Origin of the sequence: Enterococcus sp. 3G6_DIV0642, assembly GCF_002140635.1 — a bacterium.
GTDB lineage: Bacteria > Bacillota > Bacilli > Lactobacillales > Enterococcaceae > Enterococcus_D > Enterococcus_D casseliflavus.
Map to the genome: position 1 here is coordinate 1,123,130 of NZ_NGLH01000001.1, position 23,886 is coordinate 1,147,015.

Annotated in this window: 16 protein-coding genes; 8 read left to right on the forward strand and 8 right to left on the reverse strand. The window is 46.6% G+C overall.

Annotation, left to right across the window (positions count from 1 at the left end; translation table 11 throughout):
* Nucleotides 1–84 precede the first annotated feature (84 nt).
* Nucleotides 85–828, reverse strand: a complete 744-nt coding sequence (locus A5878_RS05435) for an NADPH-dependent oxidoreductase (RefSeq protein WP_086294860.1) — start codon at nucleotides 826–828, stop codon at nucleotides 85–87.
* Between the two features lie 349 nt (nucleotides 829–1,177).
* Between A5878_RS05435 and A5878_RS05440 the strand changes: the two genes are divergently transcribed.
* Nucleotides 1,178–3,829: a cation-translocating P-type ATPase gene (locus tag A5878_RS05440; RefSeq protein WP_086295807.1), complete on the forward strand. Its 2,652-nt coding sequence runs from the start codon at nucleotides 1,178–1,180 to the stop codon at nucleotides 3,827–3,829.
* A gap of 58 nt (nucleotides 3,830–3,887) precedes the next feature.
* On the opposite strand, the gene A5878_RS05445 is transcribed toward A5878_RS05440, so the two are convergent.
* The 5 genes from A5878_RS05445 to A5878_RS05470 form a co-directional block, all read right to left on the reverse strand.
* Nucleotides 3,888–6,026 (reverse strand): transglutaminase family protein, encoded by a 2,139-nt coding sequence (locus A5878_RS05445; RefSeq protein ID WP_086294861.1) that lies wholly within the window; start codon nucleotides 6,024–6,026, stop codon nucleotides 3,888–3,890.
* Nucleotides 6,023–7,066 carry a DUF58 domain-containing protein gene (locus A5878_RS05450; protein ID WP_086294862.1) on the reverse strand — a complete coding sequence of 348 codons (1,044 nt, stop codon included), beginning with the start codon at nucleotides 7,064–7,066 and terminating at the stop codon, nucleotides 6,023–6,025. The genes A5878_RS05445 and A5878_RS05450 overlap by 4 nt, the downstream gene beginning before the upstream one ends.
* Nucleotides 7,067–7,068: 2 nt before the next feature.
* Entirely contained in the window at nucleotides 7,069–8,007 is a 939-nt protein-coding gene (locus A5878_RS05455) for a MoxR family ATPase (protein ID WP_005225502.1), read from the reverse strand.
* 192 nt (nucleotides 8,008–8,199) lie between these two features.
* Nucleotides 8,200–10,041: an FAD/NAD(P)-binding domain-containing protein gene (locus tag A5878_RS05465; RefSeq protein WP_086294864.1), complete on the reverse strand. Its 1,842-nt coding sequence runs from the start codon at nucleotides 10,039–10,041 to the stop codon at nucleotides 8,200–8,202.
* 37 nt (nucleotides 10,042–10,078) lie between these two features.
* The gene (locus tag A5878_RS05470) at nucleotides 10,079–11,074 is read right to left on the reverse strand and encodes an ROK family protein (protein WP_086294865.1); all 996 of its coding nucleotides are present in this window, start codon (nucleotides 11,072–11,074) and stop codon (nucleotides 10,079–10,081) included.
* Between the two features lie 172 nt (nucleotides 11,075–11,246).
* Between A5878_RS05470 and A5878_RS05475 the strand changes: the two genes are divergently transcribed.
* Nucleotides 11,247–12,053, forward strand: a complete 807-nt coding sequence (locus tag A5878_RS05475) for a Cof-type HAD-IIB family hydrolase (RefSeq protein ID WP_086294866.1) — start codon at nucleotides 11,247–11,249, stop codon at nucleotides 12,051–12,053.
* Nucleotides 12,054–12,138: 85 nt separating this feature from the next.
* Here the strand turns inward: A5878_RS05475 and A5878_RS05480 are convergent, their stop codons facing one another.
* Together A5878_RS05480 and A5878_RS05485 are read right to left on the reverse strand one after the other, a co-directional pair.
* Nucleotides 12,139–14,289 (reverse strand): GH92 family glycosyl hydrolase, encoded by a 2,151-nt coding sequence (locus tag A5878_RS05480; RefSeq protein WP_086294867.1) that lies wholly within the window; start codon nucleotides 14,287–14,289, stop codon nucleotides 12,139–12,141.
* Between the two features lie 5 nt (nucleotides 14,290–14,294).
* Nucleotides 14,295–15,347, reverse strand: a complete 1,053-nt coding sequence (locus tag A5878_RS05485) for a substrate-binding domain-containing protein (protein ID WP_086294868.1) — start codon at nucleotides 15,345–15,347, stop codon at nucleotides 14,295–14,297.
* A 155-nt stretch (nucleotides 15,348–15,502) separates the two neighbouring features.
* On the opposite strand from A5878_RS05485, the gene A5878_RS05490 reads away from it, so the two are divergent.
* The 6 genes from A5878_RS05490 to A5878_RS05515 all read left to right on the forward strand — a co-directional run bounded on the left by A5878_RS05490 (nucleotide 15,503) and on the right by A5878_RS05515 (nucleotide 23,863).
* Nucleotides 15,503–16,792 (forward strand): glycoside hydrolase family 125 protein, encoded by a 1,290-nt coding sequence (locus tag A5878_RS05490; RefSeq protein ID WP_086294869.1) that lies wholly within the window; start codon nucleotides 15,503–15,505, stop codon nucleotides 16,790–16,792.
* 73 nt (nucleotides 16,793–16,865) lie between these two features.
* On the forward strand, nucleotides 16,866–19,544 hold the full coding sequence (locus A5878_RS05495; protein ID WP_086294870.1) for an alpha-mannosidase: 2,679 nt from the start codon (nucleotides 16,866–16,868) through the stop codon (nucleotides 19,542–19,544).
* A 3-nt stretch (nucleotides 19,545–19,547) separates the two neighbouring features.
* Entirely contained in the window at nucleotides 19,548–20,423 is an 876-nt protein-coding gene (locus A5878_RS05500) for an ROK family protein (protein ID WP_081091708.1), read from the forward strand.
* On the forward strand, nucleotides 20,416–21,807 hold the full coding sequence (locus A5878_RS05505; RefSeq protein WP_086294871.1) for a glycoside hydrolase family 1 protein: 1,392 nt from the start codon (nucleotides 20,416–20,418) through the stop codon (nucleotides 21,805–21,807). The genes A5878_RS05500 and A5878_RS05505 overlap by 8 nt, the downstream gene beginning before the upstream one ends.
* Before the next feature lie 240 nt (nucleotides 21,808–22,047).
* Nucleotides 22,048–22,929, forward strand: coding sequence for a sugar ABC transporter permease (locus A5878_RS05510; protein ID WP_086294872.1), 882 nt, complete (start codon nucleotides 22,048–22,050; stop codon nucleotides 22,927–22,929).
* Between the two features lie 13 nt (nucleotides 22,930–22,942).
* Nucleotides 22,943–23,863 (forward strand): carbohydrate ABC transporter permease, encoded by a 921-nt coding sequence (locus A5878_RS05515; RefSeq protein WP_005225516.1) that lies wholly within the window; start codon nucleotides 22,943–22,945, stop codon nucleotides 23,861–23,863.
* Nucleotides 23,864–23,886: the final 23 nt, after the last annotated feature.

The following is a 23,886-nucleotide window of genomic DNA, read 5'->3' on the forward strand; positions in this document are numbered from 1 at the left end:
GATTTTTTACACCAAGCAAAAAACGATCTTGACAAGGTTCCTTGCCAAAGATCGTTTTTTATTTTCCCGTGGAAATTAGTGTCCTCATTCGCCGAAGTGGTCTGAGAAGCCTTGTTGCTTCATAAAGGCAGCGACATCTGGACGTCGCGGTTCACGGAAAAATTCCGTCATTTTCGTTTGCCAATTGGTTTGCTGTTGATTGCTGCTGCGCTGTGCATAATAGGCTTCTGTCGTTTGGTTGTACTGAGCTGTTTGCTCCTGCGTCAGCGGTTGATACTGATCGACACTTACGATCGCTTCTTGGGGCAAGCGGACTTTCGGCTCATTTCTGTGTTGCGGATAGCCGATCGTCAAGCCGAATAGCGGAAACGTCAATTTTGGTAAGCCGACGAGTTCTGCGATACGAGGCAAATCATTGCGGATGCCGCCGATGTAACAAATTCCTAAGTCTTGCGCTTCAGCGTAAGCTACCATATTTTGGGCAGCGATGGTCGTATCAACGACTGACACAATAAATGGTTCCATCGTGGTTAAGTGGGTATCCGGCAATCCTGCTTGGGTCAGCAGCTGCTGATGCTTATGTAAGTCGGCGACAAAAAGGTAGAAGACGCCCGTTCGAGTGATATAGTTTGGGGCACCCGCGAGCTTTTCAATCTCAGCCAGCTTTTCGGGATCACTGACCTCAATGATCGAATAGGCTTGAACAAAATTCGAGCTGGAACCGCTCTGGGCAACCGTTACTAATTTTTGCTTGAGTTCCTTTGGTAGTGGGCGTGGTTGAAAATCTCGGACAGAGCTGTGGCGGATAAAAGTATCAAAAAGATCCATCGTTTTTCCTCCTGTAACGTACAAATTTCTTTCTTCCTTAGTGTAACAGAAAAAAAGGAATGGGAACAAAAAGAATGTTTTCAAAAAATTTTCAAATTGATGTTTTATAGTTGCCAAGCACAAAAGTTTCCGTTATGATAATGATACATTCTTATTATTATTCCTTAGGGGAGTAACCGGTGGCGCAAGCTGCGATAATATCAACAGTAAGTAAGCTGGCGACAGCTTTCTGGTATTATTTGAAATGGTGAGACCTAAGACAAGCGTATACTTGTCTTAGGTCTCTTTTTTTCTAGCAGAGTGCCTAAGGAAAATAAAATTAAAAGGGGCAAAAAAATTGGCGAAAGAAATGTATCAAAAAGAAATCTCGGAAATTATGGCAGAGGTCCAGAGCAGTCCAGAGGGGTTGACGCAGCAAGAGGCTGCCAAGCGGTTAGAAAATGGCTTGAACCAGCTGAAGGAAGCACCTAAGAAATCAAGCTTTGCCTTATTCTTAGATACCTTCAAAGATGCGATGGTGATCGTCTTGCTGATCGTGGCAATCATCCAAATGGTTATGGGTGCGCACGTTGAGTCGATCGTTATCTTTGCAGTACTCTTGTTGAATTCCGTCGTCAGTGTGATTCAAACGAAAAAAGCCGAAGGATCGTTAGACGCTTTGAAAAGCTTGTCGGCACCGGATGCTAACGTCATTCGGGATGGGAAAGAACAAAGTGTGCTGGCGAAAGAATTGGTTGTCGGCGATATCGTTATTTTAGAAGCTGGGGACTATGTACCAGCAGATGGTCGATTGATCGAAGAGGGTTCTTTGAAGGTCGATGAAGGAATGCTGACTGGGGAATCAACGCCAGCGGAAAAAGAATTAGGGGTGATCGATCGTACCGCACCGATCGGCGACCGTGACAACATGGTCTTCAGTGGAACGATCGTCACTTATGGGCGTGGTCGGTTTATCGTAACCGCGACTGGTAATGTGACGGAAATCGGTCAAGTGGCTGGCTTATTGGAAAGTACGGTTGAACACAAAACGCCATTGCAAAGAGGACTGGACAGCTTCAGTAAAAAACTGAGCTTGGCAATCTTGGTCCTTTCATTGATTATTTTAGGGGTTCAAGTCGCACGGTTGTTCTTAGGTGACGGAACAGGTGATATGACGGAAGACTTAGTCAACGCCTTTATGTTTGCGGTGGCCGTAGCCGTTGCAGCGATTCCAGAAGCATTGCAATCGATCGTGACGATCGTCCTTTCGATCGGAACAAAACAAATGGCGAAGCGTCATGCCATTATTCGAAAACTACCAGCGGTTGAAACATTGGGTTCAACGAGTATCGTTTGTACCGATAAGACAGGGACCTTGACCCAAAACAAAATGACCGTTGTTGACTACTATTTACCAAATGGGCAAACGGGCACGTTCTCCGATGAGCCGACTACCTGGACATTGCCTGAAAAACGCTTGGTAGAGATCAGTGTCTTGGCCAATGATGCTGCCATCAGTGAAGATGGGGCGAAGCTAGGAGACCCTACTGAAATTGCTTTTCTGGATTACAGTGAGAAACTAAATCAGCCTTATCGGGCAATTCGTCAACAGTTTCCTCGATTGCAAGAATTGCCTTTCGATTCTGATCGTAAATTGATGTCTACCTTACATGAGATCGATGGCGAACATTTATTGTTGACCAAAGGTGGTCCAGACATCGTCTTTGGCCGCAGTACCAAAGTCTTGATCGATGATCAAGTCGTGCCTTTAACAGATGAAATCAAGCAGAAATTGCAGCATCAAAACGAAGAATTCTCAAAACGGGCATTACGGGTCTTGGCGTTTGCTTACCGTCCATTGACTGATGCCCAATCACGAGAATTGACACTTGAGGATGAAAACGAGTTGATTTTGGTTGGTTTGATGGCGATGATCGATCCTCCTCGTAAAGAAGTCAAACAAGCCGTAGCAGATGCTAAATCTGCTGGTATCAAAACAGTTATGATCACAGGGGACCACAAAACGACAGCCGTGGCGATCGCACAAGAGATCGGTATTTCAGCCGAGGGCGACTTAGCTTTGACTGGTACGGAATTGGATGCTCTTTCTGAAACCGAACTAGCGGATCAATTAGACAAAATCACAGTCTATGCTCGTGTTTCGCCAGAAAACAAAATCCGTATCGTGCGGGCTTGGCAAGACAAAGGCAAGATCTCTGCCATGACCGGGGATGGGGTCAATGATGCACCCGCCTTGAAACAAGCGGATATCGGGATCGCAATGGGAACCGGAACGGACGTTGCCAAAGACGCAGCGGCGATGGTCTTGACGGATGACAACTTTGCCTCGATCATTCGTGCCGTAGAAGTTGGCCGAAACGTCTTTGACAACATCAAAAAAGCTATTTCGTATTTGTTTGCTGGAAACTTAGGTGCGATCATTGCGATCGTCTTTGCCTTAGTGATGGGTTGGGACAATCCATTTACTGCCTTGCAGCTGCTCTTTATCAACCTAGTCAACGACTCATTACCAGCGATTGCTCTAGGAATGGAAAAAGCCGAACCAACGATCATGCAGCGCCAGCCAAGAGATCCAAATGCTGGTATCTTCACTGGAAAAACATTGATCTCAGTAACGTATCGCGGTATTTTGATTGCCGCTGTCGTGATTTTGGCACAATGGTTAGGAATGAACCAATCACCTGAATTAGGTGTAGCGATGGCCTTCTCAACACTTATCTGGAGCCGAACATTGCAAACATTACCAGCACGCTCAAACACTGAGACTGCTTGGCAAGCTGGCCTTTTTGCCAATAAAATGGTATGGCTGGCGATCGTCGTTTGTGGTGGACTATACAGCATTACCTTGATTCCTGGCATCCGTGAAGTCTTTGCGATTCCAGCAACCTTCACTTTAGGACATGTCGGTTTATGTATCGCAATGGCTGCTGTGGCAGTTGTTTTGATGGAAATCACGAAGCTGATTATTATTGCCGTTCAAAAACGTCAAGGAAACGCCTAAAGCAAAAAACGTATCGATCGTTTGATCGATACGTTTTTTTGTCGTTTATCCTCACTGCTTAGTTGATTTTTTTCAGCTGACTGATTTGGGCAGCGACTTGCTTCAAGAAGGCTTCTTGACCAGCCGGCTGTTCTTGGCTGTAAAGGTAGGCTTCGTATTGCTGCGTCAAGCGGATAAAATCACCATGGAACAGTGGATAGAATGCTTCAAGTCGTTGGGCATAATCGATCAACGGCTCCGCCTCGTTACGGTACAGAACTTTCGTCGTTTGCCGTAAAAACAAAGGATAGGCAGCAACTAGCGGCTGTTTGTTAAAGCGGCAGATCAACCATAAATGAATACGGAAAAACGAATGGCGGAAATAGAAAAGTAGGCCAAGTCCTAGGATAGCTAAGCCTCCAAAGAAGCCATTGCGCAGCGTTTGTTTCAACTCCTCAGTCAACCAAACGTCATCGGTAACCGCAGCTGTTGCAGAACTGCTGGTCGTGGTTTCGCTGCTTTCTGTTTCCCTGCTGCTCGATGGTGTTGTTTCGCTGCTAGCGGTCGGTGTTTCTTCGGAGCTAGTAGATTCTTGAGTCAACACGGGACGATCTGGATTTTGGAAACTAGGGGTCGGTTCAAAAGGTACCCAACCATAGCCGTCAAAGTAGACCTCCACCCATGAGTGGGCATTCAAGTTGCGAACGGTATAGGTAGTAATGCCGTTTTCTGTTGCAGGAGATCCAGGAGAAAAGCCTTTTGCCCAGCGAGCAGGGATCTCTAAACTCCGTAGTAGCACGACCATTGCCGTGGAAAAATTGTCGCAGTAGCCGACTTGTGATTCAAATAAAAATTGATCAACATAATCTTGCTCTTCTGCAGGCACGACGGCATCGGTTTTGGAATAGCGGAATACGAGCGGATCTTTCAAATAGCTTTCAACCGCCGTGACTTGATCAAACAGACTGTTGCTGTCAGCGGTGATCTCAGCTGCGAGATCTCGTACCCGCTGCGGCAAAGAATCGGGTAACTGGATATAATCGATCAGAGAATCCGGATAGATCAAAGGCAGATTTTGGAGATTTTCTGCGGCAAAATCTGGATGGTCCCAATCGAGGGTCAAGGTGGTGTCTGGGAGTGGATCAATGAGATCGACCCGCTGGATGGCGTCGCTGATCTGAAAACCGCGAGCACCGTTTTCAAGGGACAACGTGCTGCGTCCATAGGGCAATGGGACATAGTCTCCATGGTTTTGAAATTGGACCCGAACAGACTCGTTCTCAAGATAGGCTTGCTGATAGCTTTGATCCGCGATCGTGACGGCCTCTGCTTTTAAGCGAGCCTCTTCGCGGCTCGTACTGATCCAGCCCTTACCAGAATAAAAATCTTTGCTTTCCACCCGCCAGTAATGCGGGGTTTCTTGTTGCGCTTCAAATAAAATCGTCGCATCATCCAGTAGTGGTCCGCCTAATTGACGGTCGTTTTCACTGAATCCAGTGCGAGAGCCGCTGGGCGTGCCATGTTCTTCAATAAATTGATAAAAACCCAGCTGATTCAGATTTGTCCGTATAGGCGTGGAACGGGCTGCCAACTGTTCCCGCAGGCTCGTTTGCGGCAAGTAGACAGCAGTGACGGCTAATCCACCAATCAATAGCATCACAGCGAACCAGGGAGCGATCGTTTGACTGGATTGAAAGACGCTGCGCTGGATCAGTGAAGAAGCCAAGGCACAAAGAAAAATACCCATCAAATGCCACGTCAGATCAAATTGATTAAAAATCACGACTGTTAGCAAGTAGCCGATCATGGTAGCGTAAATCAAGAAAAAGCGTTGATAAGCGATCGGTAAGATCGCTAAAAACAAAACCCAACTAACGATCAATGTCACCGCCGCCAGTTCGGTGATATAGCCGACTTCACCGCTGAGGATCTCTTGAAAGGCACGGTGCAGGTCTAGCCAAAAACGCAGCAGCCAATCAAAAGAAAAGGCAGTCCCATAAGGAAAGATCCGATACAAGACGATCAGCCAAGCGGCTGCCAGCAAAGGCAAACTGTAACGGACTTTCGGCACCACGGTCAAAATCAAACAGACACTAAAGGCATAAGTTAAAAGGGTGAACTGATTGCCAAGGTCATAAACTGCGATAAACGGCAAGATCACCAGTGATAGACTGAGAAAGGTCAGAAGACCAATCAGCGCTTTTTTAATAAATCTCATCCTACCGCCTCCTCAAGTTTATTCAACTGCCTCATTAAATCAGCGTAGGTAAACACTTGGCAGCTGTTTTTTGCTTCCAACTGACTGAGGTAGTCTTCCAGTTGTGGGGTAAAAAACGGGGTAATGAAGACAAGATGGCTGCCAGTCAAAAGCGGTACCCCTTCAGGAACTTTCTCGAAGGGAAGGATCTGGGCATAGGCAGCGGCATCCGTTTGGTAAGGAGAAGTCAATCCGTCACCAATCAAGAGCGGCTGAAAAAGTCGTTGATTTTGCGAGAAATGGTGGATCGAATAAAACAGTGTCAAAGTCTCTTCAAAAGCAGGATGATCTTCTCCCCAAAAGAGCAGAATGATGTCTTGTTCTTCTTCATGTTCTCGTTCGCGATAGATCAATTCCTGTTGTTTGCTGGATAATTTCCAATCGATATTTTTTAAGGAATCCCCTAACTGGTATTGACGGAACTGTCGAATAGAAAAATTGGGTTCTCCGTGGGTTTGGCTGCGGACTTGCTGTTTAAAAAATGGCAGCAGGGTAACGGCTTCTGGCGCCAATTTAGGCAGGATCAAAATCGATTGTTTCGCAACTGCAGCGTAGCTTTTTTCAAAAAAGCCAAAGAGATCCTGGCTGTACAATTGAACGGGCAATTCTTCATAGATGCCTCGCTCCTTTGGGGTCCAAGGCAGCTGCAGCCGAATCAGATTTCCTCGATAAAAGGCGCTGTGATGACTTTCCTTGAAACGATCGTCAAACTGTAAGGTGAAATCGACCAGCGGCAGCAGCGTCGGGCGATACTTGAAGACTTGCAGCGGTAAGGTGATCGCTGTGTGTGTTTCAGCTTGGATCGATTCTTCTAAAATGATTTGGACCTTCTTGAGGGAGGGGAGCAAGAATACTGCATCAAGCAACAATAACAAAGTCAGTAAAAACCAAAGGCTCCAGCCAGCATTATTATTGAAGATCACACAATAAGCCAGCAGCAGAAAATAGGCAGCGCTAAACAACAGGAGGCGCAGCAGGCGTTCAAGCTTCTTTTTCTTCATCGCTATCTCCTCGTTGGGACAGGCACTCGTTGGATCATCTGTTTCATCAAGTCTGAAAGGGTCTCCGTGCTGGCATGAACGCCACCTTTCAGTAATAAACGATGACCGAAGACTGCTGGTAAAATTCGCTGCAAGTCTTGCGGCGTGACAAAGGTCCGACCTTCCGTCAATGCTAACGCTTTGGCCCCTTTTAAGAAGGCGATCCCACCACGAGGGCTGATACCAAGGTCAATGGCATTATGCTGACGGCTCGCTTGAACCAGCTGCAATGCGTAACGGGCGACCCGCTCATCGACATACACGTCATCGACCATCGCTTTTAAAGCGGTCACTTCATCGGCATGTAAAATGGTTTGGATCTGATCCAAGCTTTGCTGTCGTTTTCCAGTCAAGAGGGCGAGCTCATCTTGAAAATCTGGGTAACCGATATGCAGGCGGAACAAAAAACGATCCAATTGGGCTTCAGGCAAAGGATACGTTCCTTCATACTCGATTGGATTTTGCGTGGCTAAAACAAAAAAGTGGGGACTCAATGGGTACGTTTGATTGTCGATGGTGACATGATTTTCTGACATGGCTTCTAAGAGTGAGGCTTGCGTCCTTGGTGTGGTTCGGTTGATCTCATCTGCCAAGAGGACGGAGGTGAAGATCGGGCCAGGACGAAACTCGAACTGGTGGCTTTGGGAATTAAAAATCGACACACCTAACACATCGTTAGGTAAAAGGTCTGGGGTAAACTGTACCCGTTTGTAGTCACTTTGAATGGCTTTGGCTAACGATTTGACCAACATCGTTTTCCCGACACCGGGGATATCTTCGAATAAAACGTGTCCGCCAGCAAGCAGCGCAGCCACGGTAAATTGGATCACATCTCGTTTGCCTAAAATCACTTTTTCCACTTCTGCGATCAAGGCATCTATTTTTTGTAATTCAGCGGTCATCTGATAACCTCCCTACGTTCGTTTCTTCCATTGTAACGGTTTTCTAGGACTGTCGCAATTTTCGTGTAACAATTAAAGAAAATTTCAAGAATATTCAAAAAAAGAAAAATCCTTTCTGCGGATTTGCGAAAGAAAAACAAAAAACTTCCGAAGCGTTTCCTCGGAAGTTTGTGTTTGATAGAAAAGAAGCGACTAGAAGGCATGGTGGAAGAGGTCAACGGCGATCTGGTCCGCCTGCCGTAAATTCCAAGCATCGGTTCCTGGCTGAGCAGTGGCAGCCGTCAGCCAGTGGATGCCTTCTGTGGGAATCCCAAAACAATAGAGGGTAGGGTAAGGGCGGTCATCTGGTCCAAGGATCTGATTGGTCTCAGGTTCGATGGCGATAGCACCCGTCTCAAAAGGCACCTCATTGGGGATCGTCAACTGGTGCGGGTGAATGATCCGATCGTTTAGCAGTTGCCGCAACAAGGAATTGTTGGTTCGACGAATCGCTGTCGATGGAATGCGGGCCTCAATTAGTTGCGTCGCGTGATAGCGTGTGTCGTCAAATCGCTTTGAATACGTACAGTATGCCTCCTCGATCTCAACAGTCATGTCAGGACCTAGTAAGGTCACCACTCCCGCTTCTATCAATGCCACCAATTCCTGCAGTCGCTGAACCGGCGGACCGATCGATAAAAAGCTGTTCAAGGGAACGAAAGACTGCCAAAAGAGTTTTTTCAGGTCTTGTGCTGGCATTAGCTGATGATCGAGAACAAACCGGATCGGGTCCCGCAGATCTTTGAAGACTTCCAAGGCACTGCTGATAGGTCCTGTTAGATTGCCTTTTTCGGCATCTTGGATTTGGGTACGTAATAGTGCAATGAAAAAGTCTTGCAACGACTGCTGCTTTTTCTGAGCAAAGGGGTCGGCTAGTTGTTGCCATGACCACCACTCCGTCGTAGGAAGCTGCCATTTTTTCAGCAAGTCTTCAGATCCTTCTGAGGCAACAAAGGCGGCGGTAAAAGCGGCAAGCTGATCTTTGTCCAGCAGCTGTTTTTCTAAAAGCAGCGTCTGATAATAGACGAGTTCTGCCTCTTTTTTTAAATAGAAGAGCAGGGTCTTGCCAGCAACCGTTTTGGCTGCTTGCCAAGCAGCGAGGCGTTCAGTGGTCAAAAAAACGGGCTTTCGCTGCTGCGTCGGTGTTTTTTGATTGCGGCCACGAGGATGATACGGGACACCCCGACGAGAACCTGCGATGATTTGTGGTTCTTCACCAGAAGGTTGATAGACGAGGGATCCATTGACTTTGACGAAGGTGCCGCCCCGACCGCTGGTCAAGCGGGTGACGTAATCGTAAAAGGCAAGTCCTAGTCCCCGTAAAATCACAGGTTCGCCAGCTTTCACCGCCGTTAGATCCGTATCTGCCGCATTGGCTGGCGGTGCATAAAACCAGCCATTATTTTCTGCGGCCGCCGCCAATCGTTGTTCTGCTGCTGACAGTTGGGCTTGTGAATGGCCTGTAGCTAAGACGACGGCATCAACAAGGAATGTTTGGTGAGGCGTCGTCAACTGGTAGCGATTTTTGGAAAGAGGGGTCAAGGAGCTGACACTGTCTGACAGATGGTTGACGGTAATGGATTCAGGCAGCTCTTTTAATAGCTGCTGATAAAACCACTGCTGATAGAGGCCATATAACGCCCGCGAGCAATGCCCGTTAGGATCAAGTGAATCAAGTGCTGTGCATTCCGCAACGAGCTCAGGAGCATGCGTGGCTGCGAAATGTTTCCCTTCTGTCACTGCCCATTCGTATAAGGTAGGTCCTTTGACCACGGGACTGCCGGTGCTTAATGTGTCATCCGTGAAAAGGGTGACTTGACTGGTTACAGAATTCAATAGCAGATCCGCCGATTGGTCCGTGCGCCAAACTGCCCCAGGAAGAAAGGGATCAAACAGCAGCAAGTCGATGGCTTGTTTGTTTTGTTTGCTATGAGCAATCAGTCGTTCTGAAAGTGAAAGTCCACGAGGACCAGCACCAATGATCGCTATTTTCATATCACACCACCTCAATTATTCTATGGTCTTTGTGTCATCAACGGGCTAAGTCAAAAGGTGTCTTGCGGAAAATCAGCCAGTGCATGCCTAGCACCATGGCTTCCTCGATAGCATCGATATAATGGAAAGCAGGTTGATTGGGTTGTTGCTGCAGCAATGGATTTTTTTGGATCGCGTCTAAGAGATCGGTTTTTACTGCATCACTGCTGGCTAAAATGATACAGTGGGGGGCAAAAGCTGCATTGTAAAATGGCAGTAAGCTTGTCAGGCGCTGGACCAAAGCCCTGCGGTCTTGCGGTGCCCCTTGATCCAAGTAGCCGGGTAAAAATTTTGCCTCTCCCGCTAGGGCATCTTTTCCCTCTAAAAGCGCACCATTGACTAGGAGCGTGATACCGGGCATGCTTTTTTCGGGATTGTACATGCCAACGATGGTTTGCTGCAAGGAGATCTGTTGGGCGATGCAATAGCCGATCGTTAAAATATGGGCATCGTTTTGACAGTAGAAGGGCAGTGCAGTGACATCTGCCACGAGGGCTGCCAGCTGCCAGCCATTGAATTTTTCATACCAGCTGGAAGTCACGGTTCCTCCACTGATTTTTCCTGGTAAAAAGAGGGCGATCTGTTCCACAGAGGGAAATAATGCTAGCTCGTTCGTTACACATTCTTGAAAGCGATGAGGGGCAACATCAGGAAAGGGCTGGTCGTGTTTTGCCAAAACCTTTCCCTTGCGGTCGATCAGCATGGACCAAAGAGCCAAGGAGCCATCGTGATCAATAAAGCTAAGCAAAAGAGAATGGCCTCGGTCTTGATTTAGCTGATAGGTCACTGCTGGTCGTCCTAGCTCTTTTTGCTCCAGCGGACCTTTCGTGATTTCCCCCTCTGTTAACAATTCTTTTAATAATGAGTTAGTGGTGACCATGCTGATGCCGGTTTTCTTCACTAAATCGGAGGCGAATAATGCCCCGTTTTGAAATAAGGTTTTTAAAACCAGCTGTTTGTTTTGCTGGCGAATGGAATGGTTGGTAGAAGCCATAGGTGTTCTCCTTAATGAAGTAATTTAATTAAGTATACCGACGGGATGAAACGATGTAAAGTTTTTAAAAGACTGACTTGACGGAAAACTTAAAAATAAGTATACTTAATTAACAATGTTAATTAAGTGGTTCGCCATAAAGAGGACACGAGGTAGAGGGGAAGAGAAACGTATGATCAAATTAGTCATCACAGATTTAGACGGCACATTTTTGAACAGCCAAGGCAGTTTTGACCGGCCTTATTATGAACAAGTCAGCCAACAAATGAAAGAAGCGGGTGTTGCTTTTGCTGCGTGTACCGGCAAACAGTGTGAACGAGTGGAAGAACTGTTTGGTGAAGCAGCAGCGGATGTTTGGATTCTTGGGGATAGCGCGACCCGCATCAAACATCAAGGCGAATACATCTTTGAATCACTGCTGCCAAACGAATTAGGGCGACGGATCATTGCGAAGCTCGCTGCGATTGCGCAAGATCATGTGATCATCGCCTGTACACCGACTGCGGCGTACATTGCGGAAACGACCAATGAAGCAGATGCGCAGAAAGTGCGTGGCTCTTATCGGGTGGTCAAAACGGTGGCGGATTATCAAACTATCACAGAAGATTTTGTGAAGCTCACTATTTTTGATCCCAAACTACGTTGTTTTGAGCATGTCCAACAGTTAAGCGAATTTACTAATGAAGCGTACATCGTGGCTTCGGAAGCCGCTTGGATCGATATCACCAATCAAGGCGTCCACAAAGGAACGACTGTGGCACACTTGCAAGAATTGCTGCACGTCACACCCGAGGAGACAATGGTTTTCGGCGATGGCTTGAACGATTTGGAGTTGATGGCAGCTGGCACGTTTAGTTTCGCCATGAGCAATGCCTTTGAGGAAGTCAAGGCAGCGGCAGCGTTTGTGACCAAATCAAACGATGAAAATGGCGTGCTGAAAACTATCGAACGTCTGTTACCGCTACAAATGAAACAATAAAAAAATCGCTCCCTGGCAGGGACAGCGTGCACTTTCAATTGACTGAAAGTAGACTGCTGCCTGTTGCTAAGGAGCGGTTTTTTCGTTATGCATGTGGTTGACTGACGCTATAAGGATAGGCATCGGCTGACCACTCTTTGCTGCGAGGGACGATACCTAGCTGGAAGTTCAATGTACCACCGGCAGTCAATTCTTGGTGGGTGAAAAATAATCGCTCGAAGGGTTCTTCGTTCAATGTAATTTTATCCACGAAGAGCTGTTGCGGCGCATTGGGCGTGCTCTTGATCACTAAGTCTTTGCCTGAAGCAAGATGCAGTGTTGCTTGATCAAATAAGGGCATGCCAATGACATATTCGCCTGTCCCCGGTGTGACTGGATAAAAGCCCAAGGCATTGAAGATGTACCAACCAGCCATGCTGCCGTTGTCTTCATCGCCAGGAAAGCCTTTTGGTGAGTCATTGAAGCACTGTGTCAGTAACTGCTTGATCAAGGGCTGTGCCATTTCTGGTTTGCCCAAATAGCTGAATAGATACGGATAGTGGAAGCTTGGCTGATTGGAGATCGCCAGCTGACCAAAATCGAGTGCGGCCATCTCACTCATTTCATGGATCTCGAACCCGTAGCCTTCTGTCGTATAGCGAGGTTCTTGATTGCACAAGTCGATCAGTTTTGCTTCAAAGGCCGCTTTGCCGCCGTGTGCAGTGATCAAGCCAGCGAAATCATGGTAAACAGCAAAACTACTTTGCCACGCACTGCCTTCTGCATAATCCAAGCCCCAGCGTGTGTCACTAAACTCTGGACGAAAAGCGCCATCTGGGTCTTTTGCCCGCATAAAGCCGGTCTCCTGATCGAAAATGTTGCGGTAATTTTGCGATTGCTGCTGATAATAGTCTGCTTGCTCGTCACCCAGCTGTTGCGCGACTTGTGAGATACAAAAATCACTGTAACAATAATCAAGGGTGTGATTGACCGATTCATGATGCGTCAATGGCACATACCCGTAAGTCAAATAGTCCGTCGTGCCGCGCCGACCATAATTGGGATTTTCACTTTGGACGGTGGCACCTTTTTTCATCGCTGCTAAAAATTCGGGCATCAAATCGGGACGAATGCCTTTTACTGCGGCATCAGCGATCACGGCATCGATCAGCGTCCCGGGCATCAATCCACGCTCATCAGGTGATAGCCATTTTGGTAAAAAGCCGCTTTCGCGATAACTGTTCAAAAAGCCTTCCAGCATGTCTTCCAATTGTTCGACAGCCAAGAGTGAAAAGAGCGGGTAGACAGTTTTATACGTATCCCAAAAGCCGTTGTTTGTGTACAGTGGTCCTGGTTTGATCGCTTTTGCCAAGGTATCCCAGTGCACTTTGCGACCCTCTTGATCGATTTCGAAGAAGGTTTGAGGAAACAAGAATAAGCGATAAAAATTATGATAAAAAGTAGAAACTTGTGCTTGATCGTGATGCTCGATCTCGATTTTTTGCAAAAAATGATTCCATTGCTGTTGGACAGAAGCCAGATAATCGGCAGGAGCCCATTGCTGTTCCCGCTGCAAGTTCAAACAAGCTTGTTCGCGACTGAGAAACGAGGTTGCAAAACGGATCGTCTGTGTTTGGCAATCATCAAAGCGGAGAACGACGAAGGCTTCTTTGCCTGTCAAGGCACCTTCGATCGCCGTGATGGGTGTTTCAAAACGATAGACGAAATGGAAGGTGAAGCTTTCGTCTTCGCATCCTGAAAATACGATCAGTTGACCAGCCACTGTCTGTTCATCCAACTGTTCTAAGACATAGTCACCCGGCAGTGACAAGCCAAGACCCGGCTGATCCCCGCAGTTTTCAATAGTCAGCACACCGCCATACATACTGGGAATCAAAGTCGTTGTTGTTAAATACCGCTGCGTCTTGATTTTAAGAAAGGCTGGATTAAAGGTGCTTTCTTCCGGACGATACGAGCTTTGCGCATGGAAAAGGGTATTTTCAGAAAGCGTGCCGTTTAGCGGCAGCATCGTCAGATGGCTGAAATCACCCATCCAAGGGCTAGGCTGATGGGTGATGCGAAAGCCCTGAAAGGTTCGATCTTCTGGATGAAACCACCAACTGCCTCGTTGATCGCTGGTTTGCGGGGCAAAGTAGTTCATGCCAAAAGGAACCCCTGTATAAGGCAGGCAGTTGCCATGGGAAAAACTATATTGGTTGTCTGTTCCGTGTCGTGTGTCGATCATTGATACGTTCACTTGGTTCACTCCTTTAATTGGGTTGATTCTCTTTTGATCAAAGAAACAGCCACTAAATGGGTGGTCGTCTCCGTTGGTACTGGGGGTGCTGCCTTCGCAGCGTTGATTTTCTCAATCACTTGGTTTCCTGCCAAGCGCCCCATCTCCGCAAAATTCTGCCCGATGGTCGTTAGTGCTGGATCAACGAGGGCAGCGGCTTGGATATTATCGAAACCAACCAGGGAAATGTTGGCAGGGACGTGCAAATCTGCTTGGCGCAATGCCCGCATCAATTCGATGGCGATCAAGTCATTTTCACAGACGGCTGCCGTGACCTGATGTTCTTCCAGGTAGGCAAGCGCATTTGCGATACTGGCAGCTGTGTCGTCGAGCTTGGTGCGAAAGGTTCTTTGGGCTTTTTTCAGCGCATCGATGTAACCTAGATAACGCTGACGGACGGATTGTGGATGATGGGTATCACCAAAAATATAAGCGATCCGTTGATGCCCCAACGCAAGTAAATGCTCCGTAGCTAGCTGTCCACCTTGAAAGTTATCTGGCATGACCGCTGGAAAATCAAACTCATGCAGCTTTTTATCTAAGGTCACGATAGGAAAGTGTTTTTCAGCACATTCGAACAGCAAGTCATAGTAAGAAAACGTATTGCTGGCGTAATAGATCAGGCCGTCGAATTCTTGCATCAGCTCAGCTGCCGTCGTTTTTTCCAAATAATCCACTGGTGTCATCAAAAGTTCAAAGCCGTGTTCTTGCATCACGGGGTAAATGCCTTCGGTAAAGTTTCCTAAAGAGAGATCATTGGCAAAGGGCAAGACAAACAAAATTCGTCCAGTCGCTTTTTTTTCCTTCAATTCTCGGACAAAGCTGCCGCTGCCTTGCACGCGATAGATCAGCTGATTTTGTTCCAGTTCCGTCAAGGCTCTTTTAGAGGTGATCCGACTGACTTGGTATTGTTCAGATAGTTCTTTTTCAGTAGGGACACGACTGCCAGGCGCTAATCGCCCTTCAACGATGGCTTCGTGAAGCTCCGCGTAAATTTTTTTATATAATGGTTGTTTCATAAGAAAACCCCTTTTGATATATCATATTTGTTAGCATACCATAAACTAATAAAAATGAAAACCCTTTAATTATTTTGGAAAAGCGCTAGACATTCAGATAATTCATGATATACTAGGTTCGTAAATTGATATATCAAATCAGGGAAGGTGATGGAATGGTTTATAAAGAAATACCAACTTCAGTAGCAACATTTATGGAAACGATTACGGATCTATGCGGAGAAACGCATGCCGATTGGGCGAAAAATTTTAACGCAGCTTTCGCCAATACACTATTAACGACGGTCAAGCGTCATGAGGATGGCACGACCTTTTTACTGACGGGGGATATTCCAGCGATGTGGCTGCGAGATTCCACTGCACAAGTTCGTCCGTATTTGGTGATCGCCAAAGAAGATGAAGACTTAGCAAGCATGATCAGCGGGTTAGTTAAAAAGCAATTCTACTATATTACGATCGATCCTTACGCAAATGCCTTTAACGAATCAGCCAATGGCGCTGGCCACCAAACAGACGATACTGAAATGAACGATTGGATCTGGGAACGCAAATATGAGATCGACTCTCTATGCTATCCGATCCAACTGGCCTATCTGCTATATAAAAACACAGGTAGAACCGATCAGTTCAATGATGATTTTGTAACAGGCATCAAAAAAGCCTTGGAGGTGTTTGTGACAGAACAAAATCATGAGGAATCTCCATATCGCTTTGAACGGGATACCTGGCGAAAAGAAGATACCTTGACTCATGGCGGCAAAGGCGCACCAGTGAAACCTGTCGGCTTGACTTGGTCAGGCTTTCGACCAAGTGATGATGCCTGCAAATACGGCTATTTGATTCCCTCCAATATGTTTGCGGTGGTGGTCTTAGGCTATATCCAAGAAATCTTTACGACGGTTTTAGAAGACGCAGCGATCGTGGCACAAGCGAAAAAATTGCAAGCAGATATCGAAGCAGGGATTAAAGCATACGGGTTGACCACGAACCAAGCTGGCGAAGAAGTCTACGCCTATGAAGTGGATGGATTCGGCAATGGCACCCTGATGGATGACAGCAATGTGCCGAATTTGATCGCCGCCCCTTACTTGGGGTATGGCAGCATGGAAGATCCCCTTTATCTTCAAACCCGTAAAACGTTGTTGAGCAGTGAAAATCCGTATTTCTATGAAGGGAAATACGCCAAAGGCATTGGTAGCTCTCATACACCAGAAAATTATGTTTGGCCGATCGCCATGGCAATGGAAGGGATGACCACCACTGACAAAGAAGAAAAGAAACGAATTTTGGATCAGTTAGTGGCGACAGATGCGGGTACAAATTTGATGCATGAAGGGTTCGATGTCGATGATCCTTCGCAATACACGAGAGAATGGTTCTCGTGGGCGAACATGATGTTTTGTGAATTGGTCATGGATTATTTCGATATCCGAGTGGAAAAATAAGCAGCACGACCCACCACCATTCGAGTGACACAAAAAGCAGTCCAACGACGCAAACAGCGAGGAGTAAAAATCAATGAAGAAACAAGTTTATATCATCTCACACAGCCACTGGGATCGGGAATGGTACATGCCTTACGAACAGCATCACATGCGGCTAGTTGAATTGATGGATGATCTTTTAGAGTTAATTGAAAATGACCCTGAGTTCCACAGCTTCCATCTAGATGGGCAGACGATCATCTTGGATGACTATTTAGAAGTGCGACCTGAAAAACGCGAAGCGGTCAAAGCGGCCATCAAACAAGGAAAATTACAGATCGGTCCGTTTTATATTTTGCAAGATGACTTTTTGATCAGTGCTGAATCAAACACCCGTAATATGCTGATTGGAAAGGCAGAAAGCAAAAAGTGGGGCACCCCTGTTATGTTGGGGTATTTCCCAGATACTTTCGGCAATATGGGGCAAACCCCGCAAATGATGCTGCAAGCCAATCTTGAAAGTGCTGCATTTGGACGTGGCGTCAAACCGATCGGCTTTGACAACGAAGTTTTACCCGATGATCAATTTACTTCCCAATATTCTGAAATGCATTGGGAAGGTCCAGATGGCAGTCAAATCTTTGGTCTACTTTTTGCCAACTGGTACTCCAATGGCAATGAGATTCCAGTGGATAAAGCAGAAGCCAAAGCTTTTTGGACACAAAAACTGCAAGATGTAGAAAAATTTGGAGCCACCAATCATTACTTAATGATGAATGGGGTCGATCATCAACCCGTCCAAAAAGACATTTCGGCAGCGATTCGTACAGCCAACGAGCTATTCCCAGAGTATGAATTCAAACACGCCAGCTTTACCGAATACCTTGAAGCGGTGCAAGCAGATCTGCCAGATGACCTAGGAACTGTCACAGGTGAATTGACCAGTCAAGAAACCGATGGTTGGTATACTCTAGCCAATACCGCCTCTTCCCGAGTTTATCTAAAACAATGGAATACAAAGGTTTCCCGCCAATTAGAAAATGTTGCGGAGCCATTAGCAACTATGGCTTATGAAGCAAGCGGCAGCTATCCTCACGATATGTTGGATCATGCGTGGAAAACCCTGATGCAAAATCATCCTCACGACAGCATCTGCGGCTGTTCAGTGGACGAAGTACACCGAGAAATGATGCCGCGGTTTGAAAAAGCCAATGAAATCGGCAAGTTCGTGGCAGATGAAGCGTTACGCAATTTAGTAGCCGCCATCGACACGAGCCAGTTTCCTGAGGAGAGTCGCCCCTTCGTGGTCTTCAACACCACTGGCAGCACCCGTTCTGGTTTAGTGGAAGTCGTGATCGAACTTGAGCGTAAAACATTCCGTGAAGGATTGCCAAGCAAGCTTTACCACGAATTGTTGGCGAAGCCAAAAGGTTCTTATTCGGTGATCGATGAACAGGGGAACCCTGTTGCTGCGATCATCAGTGAAGAAGAGGTCCTTTTTGACTATGAATTGCCTAAAGATGCTTTTCGGATTCCTTTCATGAAACGCTTTGTCAAGGTCCAAGTTGAAGCAAACCAGTTGCCAGAATTTTCATGGCAGACCTTTGCCCTAGTAGAAAAAGCCGCTACGCCAGTAGAGAGCGCCCCGATCGTTTCAGAAGGAGGGCGCAAACTTGCCAACGCACATTTGGAAGCCGTCATTACTGAAAACGGCAGCTTGGCGATTACAGACAAAGCAACCCAAAAAACGTATCGCAATTTACTGGTTTTCGAGGATGTGGGGGATATCGCCAATGAGTACATCTTCAAACAACCAGAAGGGGATCAAGCAATCTTATCGACGCAATTTCCGCATCACGTGACGATCGAACAAAACGATCCATTGGTTGGAATCGTGCGACTGACGCAAGAATTGCAGATTCCCGTTTCAGCAGATGACCGTTTGTTAGAAGAACAAAAAGCTGTTGTCGATTTCCGTTTCCGTAAGGCACAGCGGAGTCAAGAATTGGTTGCTTTCAAGATCGAGACGGAGATTCGCTTAGAACGAACCAGCAACCGCCTGGCATTTAAAACCACCGTCAACAACCAAAGTAAAGATCACCGACTGCGGGTGTTATTCCCAACAGGGATCATCACGGATTTCCATGAAGCTGACAGCATTTATGAAGTCGTAAAACGGCCGAATCAGGTTTCCAGTCATTGGGAAAACCCAACAAATCCGCAGCATCAGCACGCCTTTGTCAACTTGCATGATGAAACTAGCGGCATGACGGTTTCTAATTTTGGTTTGAACGAATATGAAATCGTGAAGGATCAGATCTGCTTGACCTTGTTGCGCTGTACGGGAGAGCTAGGCGATTGGGGCTACTTCCCAACACCAGAAGCGCAATGCTTAGGCAGCCACACCTTTGAATACGGCGTAGCCTGTCATGGGGCTCCTAAAGAACGTTATGAAACGTATCGCCAAGCACAAGCTGCCCAAGTTCCTTGGACGGCAAGTCAGACCGACAAACATCAAGGCAAGATAGCCAGCAGCAACCAATACATGGAAGCTCATGGATCGACAGTAGCTATCACCGCCTTAAAACGCAATCGCCAAGACCAGCAGATCGTTTTGCGAGGCTATAATTTAGCGGATCAAGCCACTGCCTTTCACGTGCAAAAAGAGCAGGCGACGCTCTGTCTGTTGAACCTTTTAGAGGAAGAACAAGCATTGACCGTCAATCAGCAATTACACCCATATGAAATTCGTACCATTGGAGTAAAGGAGTGAGTAATGATGGTTTATGGAGGAATTGAAGCCGGCGGCACAAAAATGATCTGTGCCGTTGCCGATGACCAGTTGACGATCATCGCCCAAGAGTCGATCCCAACGACAACACCAGAGGAAACGTTAGCGGCGATCTTTGCCTTTTTCGATCCCTACGATCTCGTGTCATTAGGGGTCGGTTCCTTTGGTCCGATCGGGATCGATCCAACCCAAGCGACCTATGGCCACATACTAGCGACGCCGAAACAGGGCTGGCAGCAGTTCGATTTTCTCGGTGCATTGAAGAAGCGCTACCCAGAGACAGCATTTGCTTGGACAACAGATGTCAATGCTGCCGCTTATGGGGAATTACGCCAAGGAGCGGCGCAAGGCAAAGACAGCTGTGTCTATTTGACAGTAGGAACCGGCATTGGCGCAGGAGTCGTTCGTGAAGGAAAGATTTTCGAGGGGATCGGTCATCCAGAAATCGGTCATACCTATGTCAAACGCCACAGTGAAGATACGTATGCTGGCACCTGCCCGTATCACGGCGACTGTCTGGAAGGATTAGCCGCAGGGCCTTCTTTAGAAGGACGTACGGGGATCAAAGGACAAGACTTGCCGCAAGCGCACGAGATTTGGGGGTTGCAGGCCTTTTATCTAGGGCAAGCGCTGGTCAATATCACGTTGACCTTAGCACCTGAGAAAATCATTTTAGGCGGCGGGGTCATGAATCAGCCGCATCTACTCGCTCAAATCCAACAAGCCTTCCAAAAACAAATGGCAGGCTATATGGAGACACCACCAGTGGAAGACTACATCGTCACTTGGGGCTTGCCGAACAAAAGCGGGATTATCGGCTGTCTCTTGTTAGGCAAAGAGCAGGTGACTGCCCATGACTAACTTGCATTTTCCTAAAGATTTTTGGTGGGGAGCCGCCGCCAGCGGTCCGCAAACTGAAGGACGAACGGCCGATGATGGTAAAGGCGATTCGATTTGGGACTATTGGTACGCAACGGAGCCAGAACGTTTTTATCAAAAACGGGGACCAAAAGATACCGTCCAGCTGCTGCAGCGTTACCCAGAAGATGTGGCGTTGATGAAAGAGATCGGCTTTAATTCTTTTCGAACCTCGATTCAGTGGAGTCGCTTGCTGCCAGAAGGAAGAGGAGCGGTCAATCAACAAGCGGTGGCGTTTTATCGCGAGTACTTCGCCACTTTGATCGAAAATGGTATCGAACCCTTCATCAATTTGTATCATTTTGATATGCCGATGGCACTGCAAAAAGAAGGCGGCTGGCTCAATCGCGAGGCTGTCACAGCATTTGCAGATTATGCTGCTTTGTGTTTTGAGTTGTTCGGTGATCAAGTCCGTCATTGGTTCACGCAAAATGAACCGATCGTGCCAGTGGAGATGGGGTATTTGTATCAACAGCATTACCCAGCAGAAATCAACTTGGCACATGCGGTGCAAGTCGGCTACCATGAAGCACTCGCCAGCTCCTTAGCGATCCAACGCTTCCGTCAATCTCAGCAATCAGGCGAAATCGGCATCATCTTGAATTTGACACCGACTTATCCGAAAGATCCGAACGATGAAAAAGATGTCCAAGCGGCGCAACTGGCAGATGCCTTTTTTAACCGATCCTTCTTAGATCCAGCGGTCAAAGGCACCTTTCCTGTAGAATTGATCGCTGTCTTAAACGAGTTGGCGATCATGCCAGAAACCAGGGCAGAAGATTTGCAGATCATTAAAGAAAACACGGTCGATCTCTTGGGGGTCAACTATTATCAGCCACGGCGGGTGCAGCAAAAGCGTTCTGCCAAAACAGCGGACACACCAATGCCAGAAGATTACTTCGATGTGTATGATTGGCCAGAAAAGAAAATCAATCCCCATCGAGGCTGGGAGATCTATGAACGAGGCATCTATGATACCTTGATCAACCTACGAGACAACTACGGCAATATCCCCTGTTATATTTCAGAAAACGGCATGGGGGTCGAAGATGAAACACGCTTTATCGATGCCAGCGGTCAGATCCAAGATGAGTACCGCATCACCTTTATCAAAGATCATTTGCGGTATGTTCACCAAGCGATCCAAGAAGGCAGCCAGTGCCGCGGGTATCACATGTGGACCTGCATGGACAATTGGTCTTGGCTGAATGAATTCAAAAATCGTTACGGGTTTATTGCTGTCGATTTGGCTACCCAAAAACGGACCATCAAAAAGTCTGGTGAGTGGTTCCACGAAGTGATTCAGCAAAACGGCTTTGTCGACTGATCATTCATAAAAAACAAATCAATGAAGCGTCCTATCTTGCAAAAGGTAGGACGTTTTTCAGTTTTTTAGAGAATAAAAACAAAATATAAACAAAGACCTTTAATTTGTTTCATTTTATCTTTAGTTTGTTCCTTATTTTTTAGGGATGAAAGCGTTATTCTAGTAGCATGAAGGAGATGATGAGATGTGAAGAAAAAGGGGTTTTGGAGGAATGTCTGGCAATACAAAGCATTGATATTGATGGCTTTGCCAGGTGTTGTCTGGTTTATCTTTTTTTTCTATATACCTGTATTCGCAAATGTGGTGGCGTTCAAAGATTTCCACATTTCACCAGACGGCTTTTTTGCCAGTTTGAAACAAAGCCCATGGGTCGGCTTTGATAACTTTAAATTTTTATTTGCATCTAATGATGCTTGGCTGATCACTAGAAATACCCTACTCTACAATATCGTATTTTTAGCATTCAACCTATTCTTTGCGATTGCCTTTGCCATTATTATGAGTGAGCTGCGCAATAAGCGCTTGGTAAAAGTGTATCACACGATGTCCCTGTTGCCGTACTTCCTTTCTTGGGTGGTTATTTCGTACTTTGTCTATGCCTTTTTGAGTCCAGACAAAGGGATCATTAACCAATGGATCACGGGTATGGGCGGTGAAGGAATCAACTGGTATGCTGATCCGAAATGGTGGCCGTTTATTTTCGTCTTTATGAATGTCTGGAAGAGCTTAGGCTACAACAGCATCATCTATTATGCGTCAGTGGTCGGGATCGATCAGACGTATTACGAAGCCGCGATGGTCGATGGCGCCAGCAAATGGCAGCAGATCAAAAATGTGACGTTGCCACAGCTGATTCCAATGATTTCTGTTTTGTTGATTTTGAACATCGGTGGGATCTTCCGTGCCGACTTCGGACTTTTCTATCAAGTCCCACGAAACTCTGGGGCGTTGTACCAAGTCACCTCCGTTTTAGATACGTACATTTATAATGGACTGACTGCCACAGGCGACTTCGGAATGACCGCAGCTGCCGGCCTTTATCAATCAGTGGTTGGGGCATTACTATTACTAACAGCGAATTTGGTTGTTCGTAAACTAGAACCAGATTCAGCATTATTCTAAGGAGGATGGATAAATGAAGAAAAAAGTAACGAAAGTCGAGATCCGCTCCTTTAACCCAACGGTCAACCTGATTTTTAATATCGTGATCGGTCTGTTCGCGATTTCCTGTGTCTTGCCGTTTCTCTTTGTGATCGCGATCTCATTGACCAGTGAAACCTCTTTGGCAGAAAACGGCTATCGCTTTTGGCCACAAGAATTTTCGTTCGCAGCTTATACCTACCTGTTTAGCGGACAAATGAGCAGCAAAATTTTCCAAGCATTTGGCGTATCTATTTTTATCACTGTTTTTGGTACCTTCGTCAATGCAACGATGACTTCGCTATATGCCTATGTCATCTCTCGCTCAAATTTTCCATTCCGTCGTTTCTTTACGATCTTCGCTTTGATCACCATGTTGTTTGCGCCAGGGATGGTTGCCAATTACTTAGTGATGGTCAACTTGATCCAATTGAAAGACACGATTTGGGCGTTGATTTTACCCCTTGCCTTAGGGCCTTTTAATATCCTTGTTATGCGGACCTTCTTTAAAAAGACGGTACCAGATAGTATTATAGAATCTGCGCGCATCGACGGTGCCAGCGAAATGAAGATTTTTCTGTCCATCGTGTTGCCGTTAGCCGTTCCAGGGATCGCAACGATCAGTCTATTTGCCGCTCTTGGCTATTGGAATGACTGGTTCAATGCATTGTTGTATATTCAAAAAGACTCTTTAGTGCCCTTACAAGCACTTTTGATGCGGATTCAAAGCAACTTGGACTATCTAGCCAAAAGCTCTGGTATGGCTGCCCAGATCCAAGGTGGTTTGGCCGCTTTGCCAAGCGAAACTGCTCGCATGGCAATCGTTGTTGTTGCAACCTTACCGATTGCGATCACCTATCCATTCTTCCAACGGTATTTTGTCGGTGGTCTGACAATTGGTGGCGTCAAAGAATAATCAAATAAGTATAGGGAGGAAAC